Annotated in this window: 26 protein-coding genes; 6 read left to right on the forward strand and 20 right to left on the reverse strand. The window is 34.2% G+C overall.

Annotated features, from left to right (window positions below; all coding sequences use genetic code 11):
• Positions 1–67: 67 nt before the first annotated feature.
• Positions 68–1,042, reverse strand: a complete 975-nt coding sequence (locus CBF31_RS05395; RefSeq protein ID WP_126831371.1) for a GMP reductase — start codon at positions 1,040–1,042, stop codon at positions 68–70.
• Positions 1,043–1,334: 292 nt separating this feature from the next.
• Here CBF31_RS05395 and CBF31_RS05400 point away from each other — a divergent pair, with 292 nt between their 5' ends.
• Positions 1,335–1,541 (forward strand): hypothetical protein, encoded by a 207-nt coding sequence (locus tag CBF31_RS05400; protein ID WP_126831372.1) that lies wholly within the window; start codon positions 1,335–1,337, stop codon positions 1,539–1,541.
• A 742-nt stretch (positions 1,542–2,283) separates the two neighbouring features.
• Here the strand turns inward: CBF31_RS05400 and CBF31_RS05405 are convergent.
• The 12 genes from CBF31_RS05405 to CBF31_RS05460 form a co-directional block, all read right to left on the reverse strand.
• Positions 2,284–3,906: a DUF5011/hyalin repeat domain-containing protein gene (locus tag CBF31_RS05405; RefSeq protein WP_126831373.1), complete on the reverse strand. Its 1,623-nt coding sequence runs from the start codon at positions 3,904–3,906 to the stop codon at positions 2,284–2,286.
• Positions 3,907–4,179: 273 nt separating this feature from the next.
• On the reverse strand, positions 4,180–5,715 hold the full coding sequence (locus CBF31_RS05410) for an ABC-F family ATP-binding cassette domain-containing protein (protein WP_126831374.1): 1,536 nt from the start codon (positions 5,713–5,715) through the stop codon (positions 4,180–4,182).
• A 129-nt stretch (positions 5,716–5,844) separates the two neighbouring features.
• Positions 5,845–6,774: a LacI family DNA-binding transcriptional regulator gene (locus CBF31_RS05415; RefSeq protein ID WP_126831375.1), complete on the reverse strand. Its 930-nt coding sequence runs from the start codon at positions 6,772–6,774 to the stop codon at positions 5,845–5,847.
• Between the two features lie 13 nt (positions 6,775–6,787).
• Positions 6,788–7,051, reverse strand: coding sequence for a hypothetical protein (locus CBF31_RS05420; protein ID WP_126831376.1), 264 nt, complete (start codon positions 7,049–7,051; stop codon positions 6,788–6,790).
• A 67-nt stretch (positions 7,052–7,118) separates the two neighbouring features.
• Positions 7,119–8,039 carry an aldo/keto reductase gene (locus tag CBF31_RS05425; protein ID WP_126831377.1) on the reverse strand — a complete coding sequence of 307 codons (921 nt, stop codon included), beginning with the start codon at positions 8,037–8,039 and terminating at the stop codon, positions 7,119–7,121.
• A gap of 48 nt (positions 8,040–8,087) precedes the next feature.
• Positions 8,088–8,759 carry a GntR family transcriptional regulator gene (locus tag CBF31_RS05430; protein ID WP_126831378.1) on the reverse strand — a complete coding sequence of 224 codons (672 nt, stop codon included), beginning with the start codon at positions 8,757–8,759 and terminating at the stop codon, positions 8,088–8,090.
• Between the two features lie 71 nt (positions 8,760–8,830).
• A complete protein-coding gene (gene purB / locus CBF31_RS05435; RefSeq protein WP_126831379.1) occupies positions 8,831–10,129 on the reverse strand; it encodes an adenylosuccinate lyase in 1,299 nt (432 codons plus the stop codon).
• Positions 10,130–11,281, reverse strand: a complete 1,152-nt coding sequence (locus CBF31_RS05440; RefSeq protein WP_126831380.1) for an ATP-grasp domain-containing protein — start codon at positions 11,279–11,281, stop codon at positions 10,130–10,132.
• Between the two features lie 172 nt (positions 11,282–11,453).
• The gene (locus tag CBF31_RS05445) at positions 11,454–12,029 is read right to left on the reverse strand and encodes a xanthine phosphoribosyltransferase (protein WP_126831381.1); all 576 of its coding nucleotides are present in this window, start codon (positions 12,027–12,029) and stop codon (positions 11,454–11,456) included.
• 143 nt (positions 12,030–12,172) lie between these two features.
• Positions 12,173–12,781, reverse strand: a complete 609-nt coding sequence (locus CBF31_RS05450) for a glycoside hydrolase family 73 protein (protein WP_126831382.1) — start codon at positions 12,779–12,781, stop codon at positions 12,173–12,175.
• Between the two features lie 12 nt (positions 12,782–12,793).
• Positions 12,794–13,630, reverse strand: a complete 837-nt coding sequence (locus CBF31_RS05455) for a M15 family metallopeptidase (protein WP_126831383.1) — start codon at positions 13,628–13,630, stop codon at positions 12,794–12,796.
• 29 nt (positions 13,631–13,659) lie between these two features.
• Positions 13,660–14,187, reverse strand: coding sequence for a hypothetical protein (locus CBF31_RS05460; RefSeq protein WP_126831384.1), 528 nt, complete (start codon positions 14,185–14,187; stop codon positions 13,660–13,662).
• Between the two features lie 134 nt (positions 14,188–14,321).
• On the opposite strand from CBF31_RS05460, the gene CBF31_RS05465 reads away from it, so the two are divergent.
• A complete protein-coding gene (locus CBF31_RS05465) occupies positions 14,322–15,281 on the forward strand; it encodes a Gfo/Idh/MocA family protein (protein ID WP_126831385.1) in 960 nt (319 codons plus the stop codon).
• A 38-nt stretch (positions 15,282–15,319) separates the two neighbouring features.
• Here the strand turns inward: CBF31_RS05465 and CBF31_RS05470 are convergent, their stop codons facing one another.
• The gene (locus tag CBF31_RS05470) at positions 15,320–16,297 is read right to left on the reverse strand and encodes an aromatic acid exporter family protein (protein ID WP_126831386.1); all 978 of its coding nucleotides are present in this window, start codon (positions 16,295–16,297) and stop codon (positions 15,320–15,322) included.
• A gap of 129 nt (positions 16,298–16,426) precedes the next feature.
• On the opposite strand from CBF31_RS05470, the gene CBF31_RS05475 reads away from it, so the two are divergent.
• The gene (locus tag CBF31_RS05475) at positions 16,427–17,068 is read left to right on the forward strand and encodes a hypothetical protein (protein WP_126831387.1); all 642 of its coding nucleotides are present in this window, start codon (positions 16,427–16,429) and stop codon (positions 17,066–17,068) included.
• Complete coding sequence (locus tag CBF31_RS05480; RefSeq protein WP_126831388.1) at positions 17,058–17,654, forward strand: FUSC family protein; 597 nt, start codon at positions 17,058–17,060, stop codon at positions 17,652–17,654. The genes CBF31_RS05475 and CBF31_RS05480 overlap by 11 nt, the downstream gene beginning before the upstream one ends.
• An 11-nt stretch (positions 17,655–17,665) precedes the next feature.
• Here CBF31_RS05480 and CBF31_RS05485 read toward each other — a convergent pair whose 3' ends face one another.
• Positions 17,666–20,392: an ABC transporter permease gene (locus CBF31_RS05485; RefSeq protein WP_170167886.1), complete on the reverse strand. Its 2,727-nt coding sequence runs from the start codon at positions 20,390–20,392 to the stop codon at positions 17,666–17,668.
• 10 nt (positions 20,393–20,402) lie between these two features.
• Positions 20,403–21,104: an ABC transporter ATP-binding protein gene (locus tag CBF31_RS05490; protein WP_126831390.1), complete on the reverse strand. Its 702-nt coding sequence runs from the start codon at positions 21,102–21,104 to the stop codon at positions 20,403–20,405.
• A 150-nt stretch (positions 21,105–21,254) separates the two neighbouring features.
• Between CBF31_RS05490 and CBF31_RS05495 the strand changes: the two genes are divergently transcribed.
• Both CBF31_RS05495 and CBF31_RS05500 read left to right on the forward strand, forming a co-directional pair.
• The gene (locus tag CBF31_RS05495; protein ID WP_170167887.1) at positions 21,255–22,121 is read left to right on the forward strand and encodes a DNA/RNA non-specific endonuclease; all 867 of its coding nucleotides are present in this window, start codon (positions 21,255–21,257) and stop codon (positions 22,119–22,121) included.
• 10 nt (positions 22,122–22,131) lie between these two features.
• On the forward strand, positions 22,132–22,524 hold the full coding sequence (locus CBF31_RS05500) for a hypothetical protein (RefSeq protein WP_126831392.1): 393 nt from the start codon (positions 22,132–22,134) through the stop codon (positions 22,522–22,524).
• A 32-nt stretch (positions 22,525–22,556) separates the two neighbouring features.
• Here the strand turns inward: CBF31_RS05500 and nagA are convergent, their stop codons facing one another.
• The 4 genes from nagA to CBF31_RS05520 all read right to left on the reverse strand — a co-directional run bounded on the left by nagA (position 22,557) and on the right by CBF31_RS05520 (position 26,776).
• Positions 22,557–23,702: an N-acetylglucosamine-6-phosphate deacetylase gene (nagA, locus tag CBF31_RS05505; protein ID WP_126831393.1), complete on the reverse strand. Its 1,146-nt coding sequence runs from the start codon at positions 23,700–23,702 to the stop codon at positions 22,557–22,559.
• A 108-nt stretch (positions 23,703–23,810) separates the two neighbouring features.
• Positions 23,811–25,028 (reverse strand): pyridoxal phosphate-dependent aminotransferase, encoded by a 1,218-nt coding sequence (locus CBF31_RS05510; protein ID WP_126831394.1) that lies wholly within the window; start codon positions 25,026–25,028, stop codon positions 23,811–23,813.
• Between the two features lie 140 nt (positions 25,029–25,168).
• Positions 25,169–25,837: an ABC transporter permease gene (locus CBF31_RS05515; RefSeq protein ID WP_126831395.1), complete on the reverse strand. Its 669-nt coding sequence runs from the start codon at positions 25,835–25,837 to the stop codon at positions 25,169–25,171.
• A gap of 3 nt (positions 25,838–25,840) precedes the next feature.
• Positions 25,841–26,776 carry an osmoprotectant ABC transporter substrate-binding protein gene (locus CBF31_RS05520; protein ID WP_126831396.1) on the reverse strand — a complete coding sequence of 312 codons (936 nt, stop codon included), beginning with the start codon at positions 26,774–26,776 and terminating at the stop codon, positions 25,841–25,843.
• Between the last annotated feature and the right edge of the window lies 1 nt (position 26,777).

Below are 26,777 nucleotides of genomic sequence, written 5' to 3' on the forward strand. Positions count from 1 at the left end.
TAATATATGTTATTTTTTAAACAAAAAAGGATAACTATGCAAGCATAGTTATCCTTTTTATTAAAAATTAGCGATCACCATTATAAATCGAATTTTTCAAAATAACATAATCAACTTCTTTGATTGCTTGAATTGATGTCCCACCTGCATATGAAATAGAAGATTGTAAATCTTGTTCCATCTCAATAAGTGTATCTTCCAAATTCCCTTTATAAGGCATTAACATTCTTTTACCTTCAACATTTTGATGTTCCCCTTTTTGATATTCAGATGCACTACCAAAATATTCTTTCATTAACTTACCATCGACTTCAATCAAATCTCCTGGAGATTCCTTATGACCTGCGAATAATGAGCCAATCATTATCATATCCGCTCCAAAACGTAATGATTTAGCAATATCTCCATTAGTTCTGATACCACCATCAGCAATAAGCGGTTTAGTCGCGACTTCACTACACTGTTTAAGAGCTGCTAATTGCCAGCCACCTGTTCCAAAACCTGTTTTGATTTTTGTAATACAAACCTTACCAGGTCCAATCCCTACTTTTGTAGCATCCGCACCTGCTTGCTCTAAATCAATAACAGCTTCTGGCGTCCCAACGTTACCAGCAATCACAAATGTTTCAGGTAGTTTCTCTTTAATATGTTTAACCATTTCAATCACACTTTCAGAATGACCATGTGCGATATCAATAGTAATATAATCTGGGTTTAATCCTTTTGTTGCTAAGTCATCTATAAACTCATATTCTTCTGTTTTTACACCGACACTAATCGATGAAATTAATTTTTTTTGAGCCATTTTTTCAATGAATGAAATTCTTTTTCCTGGTTCAAAACGGTGCATCACGTAAAAATAACCATTTTCTGCTAACCATTCTGCTAGCGACTCATCTATGATAGTCTGCATATTTGCAGGTACTATAGGCATTTTAAATATATGTGAACCAAACTTTATTGTTGTATCACACTCTTTTCTACTTGTAACAATACATTTTCTAGGTACTAACTGAATATCTTCGTAATCAAAAATTTCCATTTTTATTTCCCCTTTTAAAGACACATTTTTAATCAGCTTTTGCAATTAACAGCTGACCACCTCTATAATATACGACACTTCTAACTAAAATCCAACTTTTTCTTATCTTTTTAGATAAGTTCCTAACATAATGTTCGTGTTTAGATGTATGTAAGATTAATGTATTTATTTTTTTTCAGAGCGAATACGTCTATTTAATGTTATTTAATTAAAATAATGGTTGCTAAACACATCAAAATATCGTACTATGATACTATTAAATCAATGAAGATAAAAGTGTAGGTGATTTGAAATGAAAGCAGATGCTATTGAAGTAGGCTCAACATATGTATGTACAAGTCCTATCCTAAAAAAACAGTTCCAAGGAGCAGTCGAAAAGCTTTACGAATCTTCAGCACTTGTTATTGTCAGTCAGACTGAAGCAATTGATGCAGAACGTAGCGAAGAACTGAACAACCGATTAATTGTCTCATTTTCTAGTTTTGAATCTTTAGTATAAAATATTAGTTTACGAATAAATGAAAAACCAGTTAGTCATATGACCAACTGGTTTTTTTATATCAGAAAATAAAAAACAGTTCAATAAATTAAACTCTATTTTAATCATTTTACGCTAGAATTAAAAATAGAAATACCTTAATTATTCATACTAAACTTACTTCATTTAAAAAGATACTCACACTCTGGAAAAGCGAGTTTTTAAATTATTGATTCACTTTACGAGAAAGTTTTTATACGCTTGGCCAATAAGCTTTACTGCGTTTCTATTAGACCCTTTAGACAGTGTACTTAAAAGTATGAAAAACTACCTTTTAATCTTTTAATAAGTGCTCTAACGGTTACTCTAATATGAATACTACTATCTTCAACTAACAAAACATGTAATTATCTTAAAATTTTAGAATTTGTGAGCGGAAGAAATAATGATTGATCATCTACTTAATTATTATGAATCTCAAAAAATGACCTTACTGCTATGATGTAGACATTAGAACTCCGATGGTTTATTCTTATTCGAATGGAAATATAGAACCTAAACACATACAAAAACTCTAATACTCGTATCATATGGGGTAAAAATATTTGAGTATATGAAATTAAGACTATTTATGATGAATCAACTAATAGAAATAAGATAACAAAAAACTATGCGAGAAAGAATAACCTTTCTCGCATAGTTTCTTTATAAGCTAAGTCTATCAAGACTTATTGACAAAAGCCTTAAATAACTAGCGTTTTTTTTAGTATCCTATAACTAACTGGACATTTTTCTTAACAATATTTTGATCAGAGTCTGAAATAACAATTGTTATTTCATATGTTCCATCTGTATAAATATCAACATTTTCAAGCCCTTCAAATGTTACATTTTTAGTAATATCACCATCATCATCGTCCATTGCTAAAATATTAAATTTAGACATTAATTCTTCCCTTGTTAACTCAACAAATGGGTCAAATTTAGCACTATCTTCAGATGTTAAGACTGGCTCATCACCTGTATTCATTCTACCAGCTTCTCCACCAATAGTTTGACTGCTATAGATTTTGTGATCAAATTTAGAGTTACTAATTTCTAAAACAGTTTCTCCTAAATCATCAGCATTCATATATCCTGGGACCAAAACATTGTTCAAAACATATTTTGTTAATTTTTCACTGTCATCTAAACGTAATTTAGCATCAACAACTGAATCTTGAACAACAAACATTTCCATACCATCATTATCATGAATATTTACATGTGCATTATGACCATTTCCAACATGTGTGTAGAAGAATTGTGCTGTTTTTAATGAATGTACATGTGCAATATCAATAGTTGCTGTTTTACAATCATTGAATGCTAGATTTTCTAATTTTAATTTTTTATTTTGGAAAGAGATACGTTTTGTAATATTCACATTTTTAAACGTTAATGATTTTGGTGATTGTAACGTTAAAACTTCACCATTTGTTAATGTAATAATAACAGTATCTTTTTTATCTACAACTGTTTCTACATCGACACCTACTGGAACAACATATTTTTGTTTTTCGCCATCTGGTAAAATATATTTAATTTTTCCTTCTTTTTCAGCATTGTAACGTGTTGCACCCATTTCGATTTCTTTATGTTCATTAATAAAGAAGATATCTTTTTCTGATTTTCCACCAGAACTGATTGAATCTTCGTGTCTACCATCACGTACGAAAGTATTTCCTACGAACTGAGTATAGTAACCTTCTTTGTTATCTTCTTGTCGAACATTTTTGTCAAATACAGAATTTGAAATGTAAGAAACTTCTAATTCATCATTGTGATGGATATAAAAATTATCTTCAAATTTAGTATTATCAATGATATAGCTTGTTAATTTATCATTTCCATGAACTTTCATTGAATAAGCAGATTCAGAACCAAAGCTTGAATCTTTAACTAAGAACGTATCTAAATTTGGTAAATCTTTAATCTCAAAACCTTTTTCAGTTTTAACGTTATCTAATTTAATTTTTTCGATACTTGTAGTTAAATGTAAGTGTGATTTTTTAGCAATTGTAATTCCCTTGAAAATTACTTCTTTAGCACCTTCAATTTTAGTTTTTTCTTTACCAACTTTAACAGTGATTGCTTTTTTTGTACCTGATAAAGAAACAACCGCGCCTTCTTCAATAGGCATTACTTGCATATAACCATCAGCATCTACATAAGTGATTGCTGAGTTTTGAATTTTTTCACTTGCTTTTAATTCTTGTGTTACAACAGGGCTTAATTGAGAAGCGTCTGCTGAAGATCCAACCATTAAGCTGATCCCCGTAGTTCCTAAAATTGATGCTAGCATTAAATACTTAACACTTTTACTAACGATTGATTTTTTCGTCATAATATAATTCCTCCATATATTTAATTTTTTGTAATTTAACTTCATAAATCATCTTAACATTTTGTTAAGATATATTTTTTTTAAAATTTTTATTGTACCAAAAAAAAAAAAAACATATACAATTTAGGTGTTTTGGTAAGCATAATTTGTGAATTTGTCTCTAACTCTTTAACTTATAATAAAAAATAATCAGATTAAATTCATAAATGAGGAATTCAATCTGATTATTTTTAGTACTATTCTGTAGCTCTACTCCTAGTTAGATAAGAAATTTTATGTTAAGTCTTCTATATTAATCACTCGATCAATAAACGGCGTATAAAATTCTTTTTCATGAGAAACAAGTAACACTGTTCCTTCGTATGTAGAAATAGCTTTTCTTAAAGCTCGTTTAGTTTCTTTATCTAAGTGATTGGTTGGTTCATCTAATATCAAAACGTTACTAGAATCCACTGTCATCAAACTCAATTTAACCTTCGTTTGTTCCCCGCCACTCAAATATTTAAGAGATTTCTTAACGTTATCATCCTGAATACCTGCACGAGCTAAAAATTGTCGAACCTCTTTATCCACTAAATCAGGATAAGCTTGTCTGACAACATCAAATGGACTCATACGGTCACTCTCCCAAATCAGCTCCTGTGAAAAATAACTCACATCTGTTCCATCGGCTAACTTTGCTTCACCATTTAACGCTGGTATCTCTCCCATTAGTGTCTTAAGTAAGGTTGATTTCCCAATCCCATTAAATCCATTTATCGCTACTTTTTCTCCGCGTTGAATAATGAGATTTAAACGTGGCAACAGTTCTTCCTTATACCCAATTCCTAAATCCGTTGTTTCAACAATATAATTAACCAAAGTAGGTTTGTAAGGGAAGTTAAACGTAGATGTTACAATTTTTTCTGGTGCTACAATCCGATCAATTTTATTCAGTTGTTTTTCACGACTTTTAGCAATTGTCGAACGAGAACCTGCTTTATTCTTTCTGATATAACTTTCTAACTTATTAATCTTTTCTTGCTGAGCATGAAACTCTTTTAAATAATTTTCATTTGCTATCTCTTTCAGTTTTAGTGCTTTATTAAGATTACCCGGATATTTTTTGATTTTACCAAACTCAATATCGGCAATATAAGTAGTGATACTATCTAAGAAATGAGCATCATGAGAAATAACTAAGTAGGCTCCTTCAAACTCTGATAAAAACTCACTCAACCACTGAACATGGCTATCATCCAGGTAGTTTGTAGGCTCATCTAAAAGTAAAACATCTGGCTCTTCTAATAATAGTTTGGCTAGAAAAACTTTCGAACGTTGCCCACCACTTAATTCAACTAACTTTTTATCTAGTCCGATTGCTGTAATCCCCAAACCAAACGCCATTCTTTCAATTTGTTGTTCAATCTCATAAAATCCTTTTTGTTCAAGAGTCGCCTGTTTTTCTCCTGCTTTAGCAAGACTTTCGTCTGAAAAATCAATGGCGTACTGATCATAATGCTCTTGTATTTCCTGCTCTAATTTATATAAATCTGCAAAAGCTGATTTTAAAAAATTACGTATCGATTGTTCTTCTTCTATTTTTAAATATTGCTCTAAATAACCAATTTTTATATTATTTTGCCATGTTATCTTACCTGAATCTGGTAAGACTTCATCTATCAATATTTTTATTAAAGTACTTTTTCCAGCACCATTTTTACCTGTTAAACCGATATGCTCACCTGCATTTAACGTCAACGAACTATCTTGATATAACACTTTATCTGGCAGTTCATAATTCAATTCTTCAATTGTTAATATACTCATTACTTTCATCCTCCAAGAGGTTACCAATCCAATGCTCTCACATGCTAGATACCTATACTATTTATAAAATAAATCTATCATAACACAAAATAACCAAATAAAAAAAGCTTCTGCTATAAGAGAAGCTTTTTAACGCCAAATGACATCACTTTTAAATTCAATTTTTTCTCTTTTTTCACTAAATAATTTTTTAAAACTCTCATATCCAACTTGATCATAATGATGGTTAATTGTTGATAAATTAGTTATTTTACTAATCAAGCTATCTCCCTGTCCAATAATTAAAGGTGATATTTCTTCAGTAAATCCACTTGCTAATCCTGCAGCAACTTCATCATCATTACAAATAATAACTGTCGGTAAATTAGAACTTAACTTAAAATAGTCGGCAGCTAAGCTTCCATCTTGATAAGTCATAGCCTCACGATAAACATAGTCCTCTTTTATATCACCATATCGGCTAATATAAGCTTGAACAATAGCATTCATACTAGGACTTTCATTTTCCGTTCGACTTAAGACAAGACCAATTGAATGATGCTCTTCTTTTTTTAATGTTTCAAACAACTCGTTATATGCATCATCTCTGTAACTATATACGGCAGAAATATCGACATCTTTTGGATTTTCACAGCAAATAATCGGCGCCATTTTAGCAGCAGATGCGATTTCACCTAGAGGTATAGCATGTGAACTAACAATAAGTCCATCATACTCCTTCGATAATAATTGTTGAAGATACTCACGTTCTTTTTCTTCGACAAAATCTGTTTGTAAGATTGTCACACGGTACCCTAACTCTCCTGCTGCAGATAAACACCCACTTATTATTTGAGCGAAACATGGGTTAGTTGTATTTGGAACAACTAATCCAACACTAAACGATTGTCCAGAACTTAAAATACGAGCTTGGTTATTAGGAATATAATTTAGCTCAGCCATCGCTTTTTTTACACGCGCTCTTTTTTCATCTGAAACATAAGGATGATTATTCAATACCCTTGAAACTGTCGATACTGAATACCCTGATAGTGCTGCAACATCTCTTATCGTAGCCATTCTCTCACCTCTCTTAAACGATCGATTTCTTTAACGCTTCTTCTAAATGAAGTTTTAATGGTTCAAACACTCCATTACCTTGAGAAGCTAGACAATATTTCTCACCTTGATAATTAAATTGAATAATTCTCATTGTCACCACCACTTGCTCTATATCAGAAATCCATATTTTTCTATTTACATTAAAAAAAATAAAACAACCTGGCTGGTAAGCACAAGTTGTCTTATAAGGTTTAAAGCTACTTTCTAAACTCCCTATAAAGACCGTTCCTTCCATAGTTGAACACTCTCCTACCTCTTGATAGGTTAACTATAGAATATGAAACCCGTCTCAGGTCAAGTCATTATGGTAAGACATTTCCAGCAGCACGATAAATTTCATACCATTCTTCACGAGTCAGAACAATATCCGAAGCAAGTGCCACTTCTTTTACGCGACTTTCTTTCATTGTCCCTAAAATAGTTTGCATATTAGCTGGATGTCTTGAAATCCACGCTGTCGCAATACCAGTATTTGTGACACCATATTTGGCTGCAATTTTATCTATTGTCGCATTTAACTTAGGGAATTTATCATTGCCTAAGAAAACACCCTCAAAGAAACCATATTGGTAAGGTGACCACGCTTGAATCGTCATATCATGTAAACGAGAGTAATCTAAAACACTACCATCATGTTCAAAACTTGCTTCATTTTTCATGTTAACATTGAATCCTTGATCAACTAGGCCTGATGCTTTCACACCGAACTGTAATTGATTCACTAATAAGGGTTGTTTCACTGATTTTTTTAATAACTCAATTTGCATTGGTTTTTGATTGCTAACGCCAAAATGACGAACTTTCCCACTTTGTTCCAAGTAATCAAATGCTGCCGCAACTTCTTCTGGTTCAACCAATGTATCTGGTCTATGAAGTGCTAAAACATCTAAGTAGTCAACTCCTAAACGAGCTAGACTTCCATCAACTGCGTTAATAATGTGTTCTTTTGAAAAATCAAATGACCCTTCTCTAATTCCACATTTCGATTGAACAAAGATAGAATCACGATTTATTGAGCTAGCTTTTAATGCCTTCCCAAAAAGTGTTTCGCACTCTCCTCCACCATATATATCTGCATGATCAAAAAAATTAATCCCTTCTGATACAGTTGTTTCTAATAATGAGGTTGCTTCTTTTTCATTTAAACTTGTCATTCTCATACAGCCTAATGCCACTTGTGATACTTTTAAGTCTGAGTTTCCACCTAAATTCAAATAATTCATAGCTTAAATCCCTCCTTTAATATACTTCCATTATAATCTTATTTACTCTTAATTACGATACTTTGCCATAATTTCTTGTTGGTCTAAAACATTTAATTTAGCATCATTGATAAACAAGCGGACATCTCGCCTTGCTTTAGGATAATCTTTTCTCTTCAAACTTTCCCAAATATCTGTAAAATAATTAAAATATACTAAAGAAAGACGGTCACTATCTTGTCTATAGAATAACGGATCTGAGTTTAATAACTCATCTAATAACGTTGTTAATAATTTTTGATAGTAGATATTTTTATGACTTGATACTATGACTTGGAAAAATAATAATTCTCGTTTTATGATATCAGTTATGTCCCCTGATTGTTTCACTTCTTTTAGGACTTCAAATTGCTCATCTATCGTAGAAACAGGAAGCTCAATTAATTGCCTTTCTAAATAGAAAAAATATTGAATCATCAATAACTCAAAAACATCCAGTCTATCCACAAACTCTTTTTCTGTTATCTTAGGTAAATTGACGATTAATCCACGATAAGGAATTTTGGTTAAGATCCCTTCTTCTACTAACAAATCACAAGCTGCTCTGACTGGAGATCGACTTACCTTAAATTCGGTTGCAATATCTGTTTCAATAATACGACTTCCCGGTTTTAAAATCCCAAGTTCGATTTGATGCCTTATTTTATCTTGAACTAAACGTGCTGTTTTATTTGTTTTCAAACTGACTCATCCTTCCAAATCATTCTTAAAAAAACACCTTATTCATACGAAAAAGGTGTTTTTAAATAAATTTATTTTCCAAGACCAACACGGTCAAATAATGTATCAACGTGTTTCATGTGCCAATTGTAATCAAAGGCTTCATCTAATTCACTTGGTTCTAATACTGATGTGATTTTTTCGTCTGCTTCAAGTAATGGACGGAATTGTGTTTGATTGTCCCATGCGTAAGCTGTTTTAGGTTGAACTAAATCATAAGCCTCCTCACGAGTCATTCCTTTATCAATTAATTTAAGAAGAACACGTTGGCTATAGATTAAACCATATGTTGCATCCATATTACGTTTCATATTTTCTGGGAATACCGTTAAGTTCTTAACTAAATTACCAAAACGATTTAACATGTAGTTTAATAAAATAGTTGTATCTGGAATAATGATACGTTCAGCAGACGAATGTGAAATGTCACGTTCATGCCATAATACCATATTATCCATTGCAGTAATCACATGACCACGAATAACACGGGCAAGTCCTGTCATATTTTCAGAACCGATTGGATTACGTTTATGCGGCATTGCTGATGATCCTTTTTGTCCTTTAGCAAAGAACTCTTCTACTTCACGTGTCTCTGATTTTTGTAGCCCACGAATTTCTGTAGCAAATTTTTCAATACTTGTCGCAATAAGCGCCATTCCTGACACATATTCTGCATGTAAATCACGTGGTAATACTTGTGTCGAGATATCTTGAGCGCGTAGACCTAATTTATCACAAACATAAGCTTCCACTGTTGGAGGAGTATTAGCAAAAGTTCCAACAGCACCACTGATTTTACCAGCTTCAACACCTTTAGCAGCATGTTCAAAACGCTCAATGTTACGTGTCATTTCTGAATACCATAACGCTAATTTTAAGCCTAATGTTGTTGGCTCTGCATGAACACCATGCGTACGTCCCATCATAACAGTGTATTTATGTTCTTTCGCTTTTTCACCAATAATATCAGTAAAACGTTGTAAGTCAGCACGTAAAATATCATTTGCTTGTTTTAATAAGTAGCCATAAGCTGTATCTACAACATCTGTACTTGTTAAACCATAATGAATCCATTTACTTTCATTCCCTAATGATTCTGATACTGTACGTGTAAATGCTACAACATCATGACGTGTTTCTTGTTCAATTTCTAAAATACGAGGTACTGAGAAGCTCGCATTTTGACGGATTTTTTCAACGTCTTCTTTTGGGATTTCGCCCATCTCTGCCCATGCTTCACTTGCTAAAATCTCAACTTCTAGCCACGCATCATAGCGGTTTTCATCTGTCCAAATCTTTCCCATTTCAGGGCGTGTATAACGATCAATCATTTAATTTTCTCCTTTAATTTGAAACGGTTTATCCCAAATTTGTGTTTTATTTAGTTCTTCAAGCGTTGTTGAAATGCTATCTGTTAATATCGTAACATGTCCGACAATTTCATTTGGATTAAAACTGCTACGTCCATAATAATGATGATACCAATTAGCATAAAATGGGATGCAACTAATCGTATCCACCATCTTATCTCCAATAATTTCTTGTGATACCGCAGGTTTAATTAACTCAATTTCTGGTAGTTTCCAACCAAATAGCCCGCGTAAATGTGCTTCATACTGAGATAAGTTGGTTCCCTCTAACGTATAATTGCCACCATGATGTGGGCCATGCTGTAAATCATGAACATAAATCAAGCCATGCTCTGTTATTAATAATTCAACTGTCAATAGACCTTGCAAGCTTAACGTTTCTGCAATTAATTGAACAACTCGTTTAATCTCTGTTTTAATTTCTCCCGCAATTCCTGCTGGAACAATACTTCTAAATGTTCTATTATCTGAATTTAAACTCACATCTACTAGTGGGAAAATCGTATATTCTCCATTACCATTCCCTGCAATCGATACAATAATTTCCTTTTCAAACGGAATCATAGCCTCTAAAATACAAGTCTGTTTCGAAACCATCTCCATAGCATAACGCAAATCAGCCATTTTATTTAAAACAAGTTCATCCTCTTCATTTTCAAGTGGGCTAACTGTTTTTAGTACACAAGGAAATCCAATAGAGTCTACTGTCGCCTCTAAATCAGTCATCTTCGTAATAACATTATAGGGTGGAATATTTACATTTGCTTCTTCTAAAAAAAGTCGTTTTAATAAACGATCCTGTGAGAATTTAAAAAGTTCAATCGACTCTGGAATAGAAACATATTCATCTAGCCCTTCTAAGAGAGCTGGGGTTACAATTGGTGTAGTTGTAGTTATGACGTCACTTTTTTCTGCCAAGGTAAACAAACCCATCTCATCATTTACATCGGCAACTACTTGCCAATCTGCAATGTCAGACGCCAAACAATCATTTTCAGCTGCTAATATGCCAACGTGATATCCCATTGTCTTCGCCGCTAATCCTAGCAAACGTGCTTGATATCCTCCACCTATAATGCCCACTGTTTGACCAGGTATAAATAAATCTGACATTTTTTCCCCTTCTTCCTTTTATATCTAGTAATAATGATTAAATTTATATAAAGTTGCTCTATTTAGTTTAACAAGGGAATCCACCAGTGTCAAAGCTTTAAACGCTTTTTTTCATCCTTAATAAGTAAAAAAGACACCCATTAATTAAAATGAGTGCCTTGGATCAAAAATTTTATTCTTCAACAAATTTAACTTCGTTATTTTCTAACGAGGCCACACGTGCTAATGATTCAACACGGTATCCTTCATCAATTAATAATTGACGACCATCTTGGAATGATTTTTCAATCATAATCCCAATACCTACAACTGTTGCCCCTGCTTGGTGACAAAGTTCGCTTAATCCTAATGCGGCTTGACCATTAGCCAAGAAATCATCGATGATTAACACACGGTCATCTTTTGATAAGAACTTTTGTGAAATTGAAATATGACTTGTAACTTGTTTGGTAAATGAATAAACTTCAGCTGTTAATAGCTCTTCATTCATCGTTAAACTTTTTGACTTACGAGCAAAAATAGCGGGCACTCCCATTGATAATCCAGTAAATACTGCTGGAGCAATTCCTGATGCTTCAATTGTAACGACTTTAGTAATCTTTTCATCTTTGAAAATTTCCGCAAAGTGATCACCTATTTGTTGCATTAAAACAGGATCTACTTGGTGTGTTAAAAAGTTATCTACTTTTAATACACCATCTCCAATTACTGTTCCATCTTTCATAATACGGTCTCTCAAAATTTGCATGTCAACGACATCCCCCTATAATTTAGCCCCAAATTATCACTTATCTTGGCTAGGCTTTTTATATATTATCCACTATTGTACGAGCTTTTTCAAGTAAGTTTTCAGAAAAATAAAAAGACTGGGTTTTCCCCAGTCTTTTTGGCCTAATCATATTGATATAACTCATATGCCTCAATAACAGTTATAATCTTATTTTGATAATCCGGATCAGTAGCATATCCTGCTAACTGAAGCTGTTTAGCTGCTTCTTTATAATTTTTAGATGCTAATACTTCTTTATAGATATCCGTATTCCACGTTACACCATTTTTAAATAATTTAGCATGGTCGTCCATAGAGGATTCCCAATCTTGATACACCTTAAATGGAGCATTGATATCAAACCATTTACCATCTACAAATTCTTTAGTAGCTAAATCAACGGATGGTTCGCCCGGTCCAGCTTTAACACCAAAAAGATTATTATAGGATTGGCTCAAACCACTCTGTCCCCAATCTGATTCCAAAATAGCCTGACCTAAAATGATTGAAGGAAGTACACCTTCACGTTGTTGAATGGTCTGAGCATAGGGAGCCAACCTTTCAATAAATTCTTCCTTCGTGTGATCAACAGGGGCTTGAAAATTTCTAAAAGGAGTAGCGATTAGAGCTAATGCTCCAAAAAATGCCACTCCCATTACTAATGTTATCATAATCCAAAAAGAAATTCGTTGATTTAAAGGCTTTGAACGGCGTTTATTTGACTTTGTCATCTAGTGATCACCTTACTTCTTAGCTTCTTTTAAAATTTCCACATATTCTTCTAATGTTAAATCTTTGTCAGTCATATACTTAGCATTTTCTTTGCCTACATAGCGGATATGCCAAGGTTCATAATTAATGTGTGTGATATCTTCTTTATGCTTAGGGTATCTAATAACAAAACCAAATTTCTCGACATTCTCATCTAACCATTTTCCACCTGGTGTATTATAAAAAGCTTCTTCAAGACCGTTGCCACCATCTGACCAAGGTGCATCGATAACATCCAATGCTAAACCAGTATGGTGTTCGCTTGTTCCAGGTATTGTGACATATTCATCCGATTTTTGTTTGGATTCTTTTTCTGAGAATCCTTGCGCCATGTATTTTGCAATATCATCTTTTTTCACTTTCTCTTGCTGAGCAACTGATCTGAAACTTGAAACTACCACCATCTGATGTCCGGCTTTTCTTGCTTCATTTTCCAGTGCATAATAATCCTGAGCAATCCGTTTATCAATCTCGAAACCATTTGGCATCACTGTTAACGTTTGACATTCTTCTTTTATGGGATTTTCTGCATTCACCAAGTCCAATTGCCAATCCGATGATTTCGCATTTGGAAGATCTTTAGGTATCTCTTTTTTTGCTTCTTTATCATTCCCTTTATCTTTCGACGCCTTCGGCTTACTTGCCTCATTAGTTGGTTTGAACCCTGTCGTTTTATCCTCAACTGGCTCATCTTCATAAACATTAGATGGGCTTGGTGTTTTTATAAACGATATCACCATAAAGATAACCATTAAGATTGAGCCTATACCCAAAATATTTTTTTTATTTCTTTTTACAAATGTCTTCACTACATATCCTCACTTCTGACTTGCATTTTCTACATGTATTCTTCTTCTAAATTTTCATTCACCCATTCCAAAAGACCTTTTGAAGAATCCTTTATCTGATCTTGAACAGTTGCAGGCAAACAAAATTCTAAACAATCATCATATCCCCACACCTCGTATTGGAGAAAGACTTTTAAAATAAATATTTCTTTATAGCCTTGTGGACCTTCCGATTGACTTTGATCCGTTCGATTGATTAATTCAATACGAGCATTACCTTCTTGTAACCACTTTTTGGCAATTAAAGTTTTAACTCGTTTGTACTCCGACACAACATAATGTCTTTTCTCTGGAAACAGACACGTCTGTCTCATTAGTTTTTGAATCAACATCCACTCATAATCTGAAAATAAACTCATTAACTTTTGCATATCCTCAGCCTTTAGCGGTGTCTGGTGAAATTTCCACGCGTCCCACTCTATTTGCTCAATCTTTAAAACATGCTCACAAAAAAATGCTTCTGATGAAAATTGATTCAAAATACGATCAGTCATAATATCTACCATTGCTTGATGCATATTCCTCACCTCAACCTATATTTTACATCTAATGAAATGAAATTGCATCCTTTACATAGAATTTTAATATTTTTGTAGCATCTCTGTATCATAAACTCTGTTATAATTTTACTATACACATAAGGAGGTACAATATGACACATTATAATTGGGCAATTTTAGGTCTTGGAGCAATGGCCGAACAATTCACAGAAAACTTTTCTCATCCAAATGCAACACTCAAAGCAGCGGCTTCTCGTTCGCTTGAAAAAGCACAACAGTTTGCCAAACAACATGACATTGAAAAAGCTTATGGTTCATACGATGAGCTTTTCAGCGATGACTCTATTGATATTATATATATTGCAACACCTCATAATCACCATATTGACTCTATATTAAGCGCACTTAATCATGGTAAACATGTCTTGTGTGAAAAAGCCATTACTTTAAATGGAACAGAACTTGAAGAAGCAGTCTCTTTAGCCAAAAAGAAAAAACTGATTCTAGCAGAAGCCATGACTATTTTCCATATGCCACTTTTTGAAAAACTAAAACAACGCATGGACAATGGTGAGTTCGGCAAATTAAAAATGATACAAGCCTCTTTTGGTAGCTATAAGGAAGCTGATCCTACTAATAGATTTTTCAACCCAGACTTAGCTGGTGGCGCTTTACTTGATATTGGAACCTACGCTGTTTCGTTTGTTCGTTACTTTTTATCAGAACAACCTAACGACATTCACTCTTTAATGTCTCCGTTCAAAACTGGCGTTGATGAACAATCTGTTACTATTTTTAAAAATAATCAAAATGAAATGGCAACAGTTGCCCTGACATTCCAAGCTAAAATGCCTAAACAATGCATTATTGCGTTAGAAAAAGCTTATATAACAGTAACAGACTACCCGCGTGCAGATACTGCAACACTTACGTATGTAGATGGACATACTGATACTATTAAAGTAGGTAACACTCAAGACGCGTTAGCCTATGAAGTTTCCGATATGATAGACTATATCGAAGAGAAGAAACCAAATACATCTCTAGATTTAACCCAAGATGTTATGTCACTCTTAGATACGATGTCTAATCAGTGGGCTTCTCACAACTAAAGCAAAAGAAACAGCCCTGTCTACGGGCTGTTTCTTTTTTATAACCGACGTGGTGGATGTTTTTCAGAGAAATTGGTTTTCAATTCTAAAAAGCGTTCAAACTCATTGAGTAATTGATATAATTTAGCACGATGCTCAAACTCATCTCTAGTTCGAGGTAAATCGGCTTCTCTATAGGCCACAAGAACAGCAGTAAGCTCTTGCGATAATTGTTTCGCATCATTATCCTCAGAAAAATAACTGGCTGTTTTTAATAACAACTGCTCAACCCCTGTTACAACCATTCGACTATCCTCAACTTCAATCTCTTTAATAACTTGGTTCATTTTAGACAATATATTAACTTGCAATCGTCTCATAGTAAAATAATCTAAGTAGTACGAATCTTCCGAGAACAACTGATTCTCGTCATGTAACCTTGCTTTAGTTTCTGATTGTTTCAAAGCGACTTTCAATTTATCTAATAAGTTATCACAATCTACAACAGTATCCTTATCACTTAAATAAAAACTCATCCCTACAAGTAATTGCCTAATTTTATCATCAATAATATTTTGGCCTTCTTTTAATTCCTTAGTCACATCAGGCATAAATAAATTAGCAAGCCAAGCTATCCCTACTCCAATGAACAATAGTAAGAAAGCATTTATTAATAATCCGATTGTCATCTCTTTTGCAATTAAAAAATGAGTAACCAAAACAGAGCTAACCGGTATACCATCTGACATTTTCCCTTTAACTGCTAGTGGAATAAAAAATAAAAGATAAAAACCAAACGCAATAGCATTATAGCCTATTAACGTGAAACATAAGAAACTGATTGCACATGCTAATGCTAAGGATGCAATTCGAAATAAACCTGTTTCAAATGATGACCTCTTTGTATTTGTTACACTTAACAAAGTTATAATACCTGCAGCTGTTGGACTTGCAAGATTAAAGAGTTGAGCCAACATAATCGCAATGGCAGATCCTACCGCTGTTTTTATTGTTCTCATTCCAATAGAAATTCTCATTTCAATTCCCCCAGTTCTTTAGATAGGATAACATGAATTTTATTTTTTTTCCGAATTTTTTGTTTGTCATTTTTACCACTAATTTTTTTGTGTTATGATAGAGTTACGTATTTTAGGAGGTAAAATAGAATGATGAAAAAAATAGTAATGGCTCTTTTAATGAGTTGTCTTTTTATTTTAACAAGCTGCGGTATTACAGAAGAACTTGATCAAGCCAAAAGTAATGTAGCTGAGTTAAAAATTGCTTTGAAAACGCAAAGTGAGCATTTTAAAGAAATGGGCAGTCGAATTACACGTATCAACGACGCACTTGAGTCGGACTTGAATGACAAACCCCAAACAGGACTTTTCCCTGATGAAGAAGGACTGGTCTTCGAAAACTACCAATACCGCTTAACATTAGAAGATAAGATTACAGATCAACAGAAGTCTATCATCACTTTGAAAAAAAACTTAGAAAAAATTATTAAACAAAATGCGGCTGATGTTAATAACGATGAATTAAAACTCATCTCGGACAGCCTGGATATCATTGATAATAATTATAAATCATTAAAAAATTATTGTGACACAACGTTTAATAAAGAAGAAGAATTTTATTCAGACTTACCCGAAAAATTAGATTCTAAACTGGCTCTTTTAGAACGTAACTACGGTGCTATCTATCTCGTTACTGATGAGGGGCAAGCCAATATCAAATATACAACAGACCTAATTACAACGTTTGAAAAAAATGCAAAAAAAAGTAAGGTGACCTCTGATGACAATTAGTTCTGTACGCCTTGGCTACCGAACACTTAAAACGTCTTTGGCAGTGATGATTTGTATTTTACTCTTTCATTTGTTAGACCGACCAACACCAATGATCGCCTCTTTAGCAGCTGTCTTTTCTATGCGTGAAGATGTAACCAAATCGATAAGTTTTGGTTCTTCACGTATCTTAGGCAATCTAATGGGTGGATTGCTTGGTGTTTTTTATTTTTACTTATATGCTTACTTCAATTACAACTTTCTAGTTGAATTACTTGCGATACCTGTTTTACTTACTATTCTTATTACATCAGCTGACGCAATTAATTTAAACAAAGCTATTATCGGAGCGTCTGCCACTTTTTTAATTATCGTCATGACGATTCCTGAATATCAAACGATTGGTTATGCGATTGACCGAGTTGTGGACACTATGATAGGCACCTGTATCGCTCTACTAGTGAATCGTTTTGTGAAGCCTCCAGAACCTTTGGAGATTTCAGCATCAAAAGAAGCAAATTTGCAGCAGCAATTGGACGAACAAGCTAAGCAACTTGCTCAGCTAAAAAAAGAAAATGACGACCTAAAAAACTCCCTAAATGATTAGGGAGTTTCTTTTTATTCTGTTGATTTAAGTGCTTCTATCATATCAACATGTTTCAATTTTCGGTGCATCGCCCACATCACTAGTGTTGAAAATAGCAACGTTAACAAAGCTGAATACACATAACTGATAACATGTATCGTTGGTGAAAACATAACCATATCGACTTCTGCTGTATTGAGTACAAACCCATGAAGTAGCTTGCCGACTAGACACCCTACTGCTATACCTAGGATCGTCAAAATATTATTTTCACGGTACACATACATCGTAACCTCTTTATTGTAGAAGCCTAAAACTTTAATGGTTGAGAGTTCTCTAATACGCTCAGAAATATTAATATTAGTTAAATTATATAACACAATAAACGCTAAAAGTGCCGCTGAAATAATCAATACCCACACTACAACATTTAAACTAGAAATCGTATCATCCATAGCACTACTTGTTTGACTTAAAAAGCTGACATTCACAACTTTTTCATTTTTCATCAAGGTTTCTGAGACTTTATCTTCCATTTTTTGCGTAGGTTTTTCCTTGAATAATAACAACTCAGAGTTGTAGACAGGCTTCTTACCAAACACCTCTGTGTAATACTCTGGACTAATATAAACAAAATGCATGGCGTAGTTCTCTACTACTGCTTGTATTTTCAGAGGATAACGTTTGTTTTTGCTATCCGATAATTCTAAGGTGTCACCAGCTTTTAGGCCTAACATCTTAGCTAATTTTTCATTAACTATAACCCCTTTATTTCCTAATGTATAAGTTTCACCTGAAAGTCGGTCATTAAATAACATAAATTCAGGTATCTTACTTAATTCTTTAGGAACATCTAAGGTTACTTTTTGAGTGGCTATTCCTTCTTTTTTAGCTTCAAACGATTGTTGACTAACGATCAAGCGATCACTAATTTCAGGTAAATCTGCAAGTGTTTGTTCAAGTTCTTCTGCTGCTTTTTTTGATGGATTCTCAGCATATGATACAATGCCTTGATAATGCCACAATTTATTAAACTGTAACGACACAATATCAGAAATAGAATCCCTTAAGCCAAATCCTGTGATAATCAAGGCCATACAACCTGCAATACCAAAAATTGTCATAAACATACGTTGTTTATATCTAAATAAATTACGAGCTGTCACTTTTTGATTGAAATTAAAACGACGCCATATAAATGATAGACGTTCAAGTAAAATTCGTTGCCCTGCTTTTGGTGCTTTCGGTCTCATTAAACTTGCTGGTGAGCTGAATAAGTCATAGCGTAAAACAAGTAACGATGAGACTAATGTACAAATTAATGCCACACAAACTGACTGTATCGAATACCCTAAATAATAAGTCACTTCTGCTGATGGTAAGTTATAAAGTGCTCCGTATGCATCAATTATGACTTTAGGGAAGATGTTAAATCCAATCACTAACCCAAGTCCACTTCCGATTAAACTGGCAAGTGTCGCATACACAATATATTTTAAAGCAATCTCATGATTACGATACCCTAGAGCTTTTAATGTTCCAATCTCGCCACGTTTCTCATCCACCATTCGTGTCATTGTTGTTAGACTGACTAAAGCTGCAATTAGGAAAAAGAATACTGGGAAAATTGTTGCGATTGATGAAATTCGCTTCGCATTTTCTTGATATTCTGTATATCCTGGATTTTCATCACGAGTCCAAAAGAAATAATCCGGTTCTTTCATCTCGTCTAATTTCTTTTGATTTTCATCTAGGCTTTTTTCTGCTTTAACAATTTTTTTCTCTTCTCGAGCAATAACTTCTTTATTTTTAGCTAGATTTTTTTCAAGACTCACAAGTTGAATCGCTGTATCAGGTAAGCCACTTGCTTTTAATTGTTTCAAAATTGATTCGCCTTCTGCAACTTTAGACTTGGCATCTGATAAGTCTTTTTTTCCTTTATCGACTTTCTTTTGATTATCAAGTAATGGTTTTTCAACTTTTGATTTAACTTCTTTTAAACGTTCTGCTGGACGTTTAGAAAATTGTTTTTTTATTATTTTTTGAGCTGACTTAAATTCCTTATCATAGTCATCACTATATGCTTTCTTCTTATCAGTATCACGATATCTTACAAATAAGTCGGTATAATTTTCCATGCTAAAACTCGTTTTAGGTAGGACTGCAAAATAATCGACTGCCCCTTTTCCAACGGTTGTATTCCCTCTTGAAGCATTTTCTACGTATAGCGGTGAATTAACAAACCCAACTACTTTTAGTTCTTTAAATTTAATAGCATCAGTTGTTCCGTCATCATCATTTAAAACGACTTTATCACCTAATTGATAATCACCTAAAAGACGTGCTAAATCATCAAGAGCTACCTCACCGTCTTGTTCAGGTAAACGACCAGACATAATCCGATACTTATTTAAGCCCTTATTTTTTTCATCCATTAGTGACTGGAATTTGATAACACGATTGACCGAAGCAACACTTAAATCTTTTGTATACTCAAACGAATACTCTTTTACTTCCGGTATTTTTTTGATTATCTCTTCATCAGCCTTATCTAACCCTAGAGTAGACACGATATGCTGATCCATCAACTGTTGGTCTGTATAATACTTATCCGCTGTTTTAAGCATATTAGGACCTGTTGCTTTAATACCTGCATAAAAACAAACCCCTAATAAAATAATACCTAAAATAGAAAAAAATCGTGCTTTTGATGACCTGATTTCTCGAAAAATAGATTTATATAATGCTTTTTTCTTCATCATCTCACTCCTACCACTCAATATCTTCTACACGCTGAGGTGTTGTATTCAGTTCCACTGAACGAACTTGAGCATCATTAATCCTAATGACACGGTCAGCCATTGGAGCAATCGCCGAATTATGCGTAATTACAACCACGGTAGTTCCCGTATCTCGGCAACTATCTTGTAATAATTTTAAAATTTGTTTACCTGTTTCATAATCTAGCGCCCCTGTTGGTTCATCACATAAAAGTAACTTGGGATTTTTAGCTAAAGCTCTAGCAATCGCTACACGTTGTTGTTCCCCACCTGATAATTGCGCTGGAAAGTTATCTTTACGATTCATCAGACCCACTTGTTCCAAAACCAAATCTACATCTAAGGCTTTCGGTGAAATTTGTGACGCTAATTCCACATTCTCTTTCGCTGTTAGATTGGGAACTAAATTATAGAATTGAAACACAAATCCTACATCTAAACGACGGTATGTTGTTAATTCTTTTTCAGAAAATGACGCTATATCTGTCCCATCTACAATTATTTCACCTTCATCACAGCTATCCATACCACCTAAAATATTTAACGTTGTTGATTTTCCAGCACCACTTGGGCCCAAAATTACCACAAATTCGCCTTTTTCAATTGAAAAAGTAATCGCATCATTTGCTGTTATTGTGGTTTCTCCCATTTCGTAATACTTAGAAACCTCCTTTAATTGTACATAACTCATCTGCTTCACTCCTTAACACAGTCTATTCTGTCACCTACATTTTACCATATAACTGAAAAAAAGAAGTTTTTTGTTCAAATACTCTTTTATTTTTTCTTTGAGTTCTCTTTGAATCTCACGTATAATAAGTAAACAGAAATGAGGGAAACTATGACACATCAAAATAATTCAAATAATAACAAGCAACATAATCGTCCAAATAAGGACAATAAACAACAACCTCGAAAGTTTGACTATAAAAAAGTCACTCGATCAAAAACATTTGCTACTGCTTTAGCACTTGCTTTAGGGGCTGCCGGTATTAGTTCAACTGATTTTATTCAAGATACATTCAAACCTAAACAAGAACAACGTCAATCTAATAATTCATCACATAAACAATCTTATCGTAAAAATGATAATTATAAGAAAAATAATTCAAGCCAACAAAAATCTAATAACAAAAATAACGATTGGGTTCGTCACGACTACAATAAAGAACAACCTCCTTTTGACCATTCAAATGACGGGACTGTTATGGGGGATAATCCTGGTATCATCGAACTCGGCAAAGCAACATTTACAAAAGATGAATTAAATTTTGTAAAAAAAGGTTGGGTTAACTACGAACCATTAGATAAACAAGGTCGTGCTACTAAAGCTGAAGCAGTTATCAATAAAGAGATGATTAACACTGGTACAAAAGCAAATCCTAAAGTTCGCCCGCCTGGATTTAAATCCGGTCTAGAACCTTATGGTCACTCTAGAGGTCATTTAATTGGTCGTCAATTTGGTGGGAGTGGCGATGATATGAAAAACTTAGTTACTATGTATCAAGAGCCTGTTAACAGTCCTCTTATGACTGATTATGAAAATATGATTCGCTGGGCAGTTGGTAAAGGCGATACTGTTCGCTACCGCGTTATCCCTGTTTACGATAAACAGGAACCCATTCCAACTGAAATTCTAATGGAAGCTCAAAGTATTGGTAACGGAAAACTTATTAACTTCAACATCAAAATTTTAAACACCAAATAGGAGACTTCATATGACATTAACTTTTAAACAACTCGCAGATTTTATACCCGATTCAACAGTTCATACTTTTATTAATTTTATGAAATTAGAAAATAAAACAACCGATGAGGATTTTTTTATTTTCGATCAAGACGTTATTAATCGTCGTTTTTTATCATCTCTACAAGCTATGGACAGTGACTTAACTATTGATCCTGACTTTTTCACTGATGATATTCATGTCGTTGCGATGACTATCGATGGCGATTTTATTTTAGCTAGTGATACTGAAATTTATGTTATGGAAAAAGGATTAATAGCTGATGACGTAGAAGTTTACGACTTATCTGCTATCGAGTTCTTCGTAGCGTTCGAACAAGGATTCCTAGCATCAGATATCTTACCTGATATTAAAAATGACTAACAAAAAAGAAGCCTGTAGAGGCTTCTTTTTTGTTATGCTTCGTAACGACATGCTCCATCAAGGTATGTCGCTTCTAATTCTAATTCTGGTGTTAATACGATAAAGTCAGCATCTCTGCCAGTAGCAATCATACCGCATTTATCATCAATATTACAGCTCACTGCAGGAATAAGACTGGCCATCATCACAGCTTGTTCTGGTGTTGCCATTCCCCAATCTACTACATTTTTAAGAGCTTCTTTAAGTTTTAAGATACTACCTGCTAGATTTCCTTCTTTCATACGAGCTGTTCCTTCAGCTACAACTACTGGGAATTCACCTAACATATATTCACCATCCGGCATTCCGCCTGCCATCATACAATCTGTAATTAACGCAATATGGTCATGCCCTTTTGTTTTAACTAAGACATCCATTGCTTTATGGTGAACGTGGTGACCATCACAGATTAACTCTGCATACACATCATGTAACGTCATCGTAGCCCCTACCATACCAGGTTCTCTATGGTGTAACCCACGCATTCCGTTAAACGCATGAACAAAAACACTAGCTCCTGCTTCGACAGCTTTTTGTGCTTCTTCTAACGTCGCATCACTGTGGCCTAAAGCGACAACCACACCTTGACTTGTCACTTCTTTAACGAATTCTGAAACGCCTTCGCGTTCTGGTGCTAAAGCAATTTTTTTAATAAGTCCGCCTGAAGCATCTTGCCATTCATTGAAGATTTCTAAACTTGGGTCTGAGAAATAACCTGGATTTTGAGCCCCTTTGTATTTTTCAGTAAAGAAAGGTCCTTCAAAATAAATCCCTTGAATTTTAGCCCCTTCAACGTCTTTATGAACGTCACCAATCGTACGTGCTACTTTTGTTAATAACACACGTGATGATGTTAAAGTTGTTGGTAAGAATGACGTTACACCACATGATAGTAATGCTTCTGACATGATTTTAATACCTTCTGCATCATTATCCATCACATCATGATTCATATAACCATGAATATGTGTGTCTACTAAACCTGGAGCAATCCATTTACCTGAATGATCGATTACATCAGCATTAGCTGGTACTTCTTTTGTGAATGAACCAAATTTACCATTACTAATTTCCAAAAATCCTGGGCCGACTTGACCACTTTTTAAAAAGAATTTGTCTGCTTTAATATATTGTGTCATTATTAATCCTTCTTTCTTAAGATAACGTTCTCATCTATATAAATTACGCTCATTTGAATCAATTGTCAAGATTGGTGTATACCTTAACAAAAAAAGATAGACTATTGTCTATCTTTGCTTGTACGTACTTAAAAATTCAGCCATTGACGTGGTCATTTTTTCTAGTTCATCTACTTTAGGCAGATAAACGACACGGAAATGATCCGGTTGATTCCAGTTAAAGCCACCACCATGAACCATTAAAATCTTATGTTCATGTAAGAAATCTAAAACAAATTGTTCATCATTCTTAATATTGAATTTCTTCACATCAATTTTAGGGAAAATATAGAAGGCTGCTTTAGGTTTAACCGCTGTAATACCTGGAATGTCATTTAAAGCATTAGTAATAAACTCACGTTGCTCATAGATACGTCCTCCAGGAAGAAGCAACTCATCACTACTTTGGTAGCCTCCCAATGCCGTTTGAATAATTTGTTGTGACAATACATTTGAGCATAATCGCATCGATGCTAACATATTTAAACCTTCAATGTAACCTTGAACATGACGCTTTTCTCCACTCAACACCATCCAGCCACAACGGAAACCAGCGACACGATGTGATTTAGATAACCCATTAAACGACACAACGAATAAATCTGGCGCAATCGTCGCCATCGGGATATGCTCTAATCCATCCATAACAAGACGATCATAAATTTCATCTGCATAAATAATCAGATTAAATTCACGTGCAATCTGTGCAATACCTTCTAAAATCTCACGAGGATACAAGGCACCTGTCGGATTGTTAGGATTAATAATAACAATTGCTTTCGTACGTGGTGTTACTTTTTTACGAATATCTGCTAAATCAGGGTTCCATTCCGCTTGCTCATCACATACATAATGAATAGGTGTCCCACCAGCAAGTGACACAGAAGCTGTCCATAGTGGATAGTCTGGCATTGGAATTAAGACCTCATCGCCATTATCAAGTAGTCCTTGCATACTCATTGTGATTAACTCACTCACACCATTCCCTGTATAAATATCATTAATTCCCACATTAGGAAATCCTTTTAATTGGCAATACTGTTCAATTGCTTTACGGGCTGAAAAAATACCTCTTGAATCTGAATACCCTTCAGATTCTCTAACATTCATAATTAAATCTCTGACAATTTCATTGGGCGCATCGAAACCAAACGTGGCCGGGTTACCGGTATTTAATTTTAAAATATTAATACCTTCTTCAATCATTCTATCCGCTTCATCTAGAACCGGTCCTCTCACGTCATAACTTACATTATCTAGTTTGCTTGATTTTAAAAACTCTCTCATCTTGCGCTCCTACTTTCTTCTAGTCAGACCTACTCTAATCTATTTTTAATCTTTCATAATAAAATTACACTTACTGAAAAAAAATTGCAACTGTTTTAAATAATTTTAATAAAAAAAGAAACGACCTCAGTCGTCCCTTTTTATTTATTCCCCTTTAACTTACGTGTTGGGTCTAATTTACGTTCTAATAAACCTAATAACCAATCCACCATAATCGCCATTAAAGCGGTCGGTAAAGCTCCTACTAAGATAAGCGCAGTTCCGTTAGTCGCATTTGTTCCCCGTGTGATTATATCTCCTAAACCGCCTGCTCCGACGAATGACCCAATTGCTGTCACTCCAATAGCTACAACAAGAGCATTACGGATCCCTGCCATTATGACAGATAATGAAAGAGGCAGTTCTACTTGAAATAATAACTCAGCACGAGTCATTCCCATACCTTTACCTACATCTAAGATGGTTGGGTCAACTTGTGACATCCCAGTGTAAGTGTTGGCGATAATAGGTAGTAATGAGTAAAGGAACACCGTTACAATAACTGTATTGACCCCTAATCCTAGTCCCAACATCAAGATAGATAACATCGCAAGCGATGGAATCGTTTGAATAACATTAGCAGCACCTAAGACCCATTTGGCCATTTTCTTCTTACGTGAAATCATAATCCCTACTGGAATCCCTACAATCGCAGCAAATAGTACACCGTATACTGAAATTAAGAAATGACGGGTAAACTGACTTAACACATAGCTACCATTTTCTTGGAAATAATAAATGAATTGTTGAAAGACTGACATATTTTCCATTGGCTAGTTTCCCCCTTTTTCTTCAAAATACTGATGTTCTTGTAAAAATCGCTCTGCTACAACTTCTGGTTCCAATAAATTGTTATCAACTTCGTAGTTCAACTCTTGCATTGTTTTAGTATCTACTTTTCCAACTAACTTACTCAAAACCTCATCCAATTCTGGGTAACGTTCAAATAATCCTTCATCCGCTACAATTGACGCATCATAAGGTGGGAAAAACTGTAAGTCATCCTCTAAGACTACTAAATCATAACTGGCAATACGACCGTCTGTTGAATACCCAAGAACAACGTCCATCTTACCCGCATTAACCGCATCATAAACCAAGCCGATTTGCATAGGGAAAACTTTTCCAAAATCAAAACCATATGTTTGAGTAAATCCTTTATAGCCATCCCCTTTACGATCTAGCCACGACGTATCCACACCTGCCGTTAATTTGTCTGCGACGGCCTTCAAATCACTTATTGTTTTTAAATTATATTTTTCCGCTGTCTCTTTACTTACCATAAAGGCATAACTGTTAGCAAAACCATATGAGTCATACCATTTTTGGTTAAATTGTTTTTTAAATTCTGTTTGAACAATCCCTAAAGCTTTTGCTGGGTCTTTTTCTGGTTCTTCTTTCAAGACTCCTGCTAAATCTGTCCCAGTATATCTTGAAGCAGAAATATCCACATCGTCATTAATCATCGCTTGATGCATGACTGTAGAGGTTCCCAAATTATTGACCACACTAACATTAATATCTGTATCATGTTCAATCATGGCTTTAACCATGCCGGCTAAAAGTTGAGACTCTGATGTCGACATGCTTCCTACAGATACTGTATTACTACTTTTATTACTTGGTAAACCTGGTAACGAACAAGCACTTAAAAGTAAAAGGGAACTCATGACTAAGGCCATCGCTTTTAATTTTTTTAATCCTCTCATC

The organism is Vagococcus fessus (assembly GCF_003987565.1).
GTDB lineage: Bacteria > Bacillota > Bacilli > Lactobacillales > Vagococcaceae > Vagococcus_D > Vagococcus_D fessus.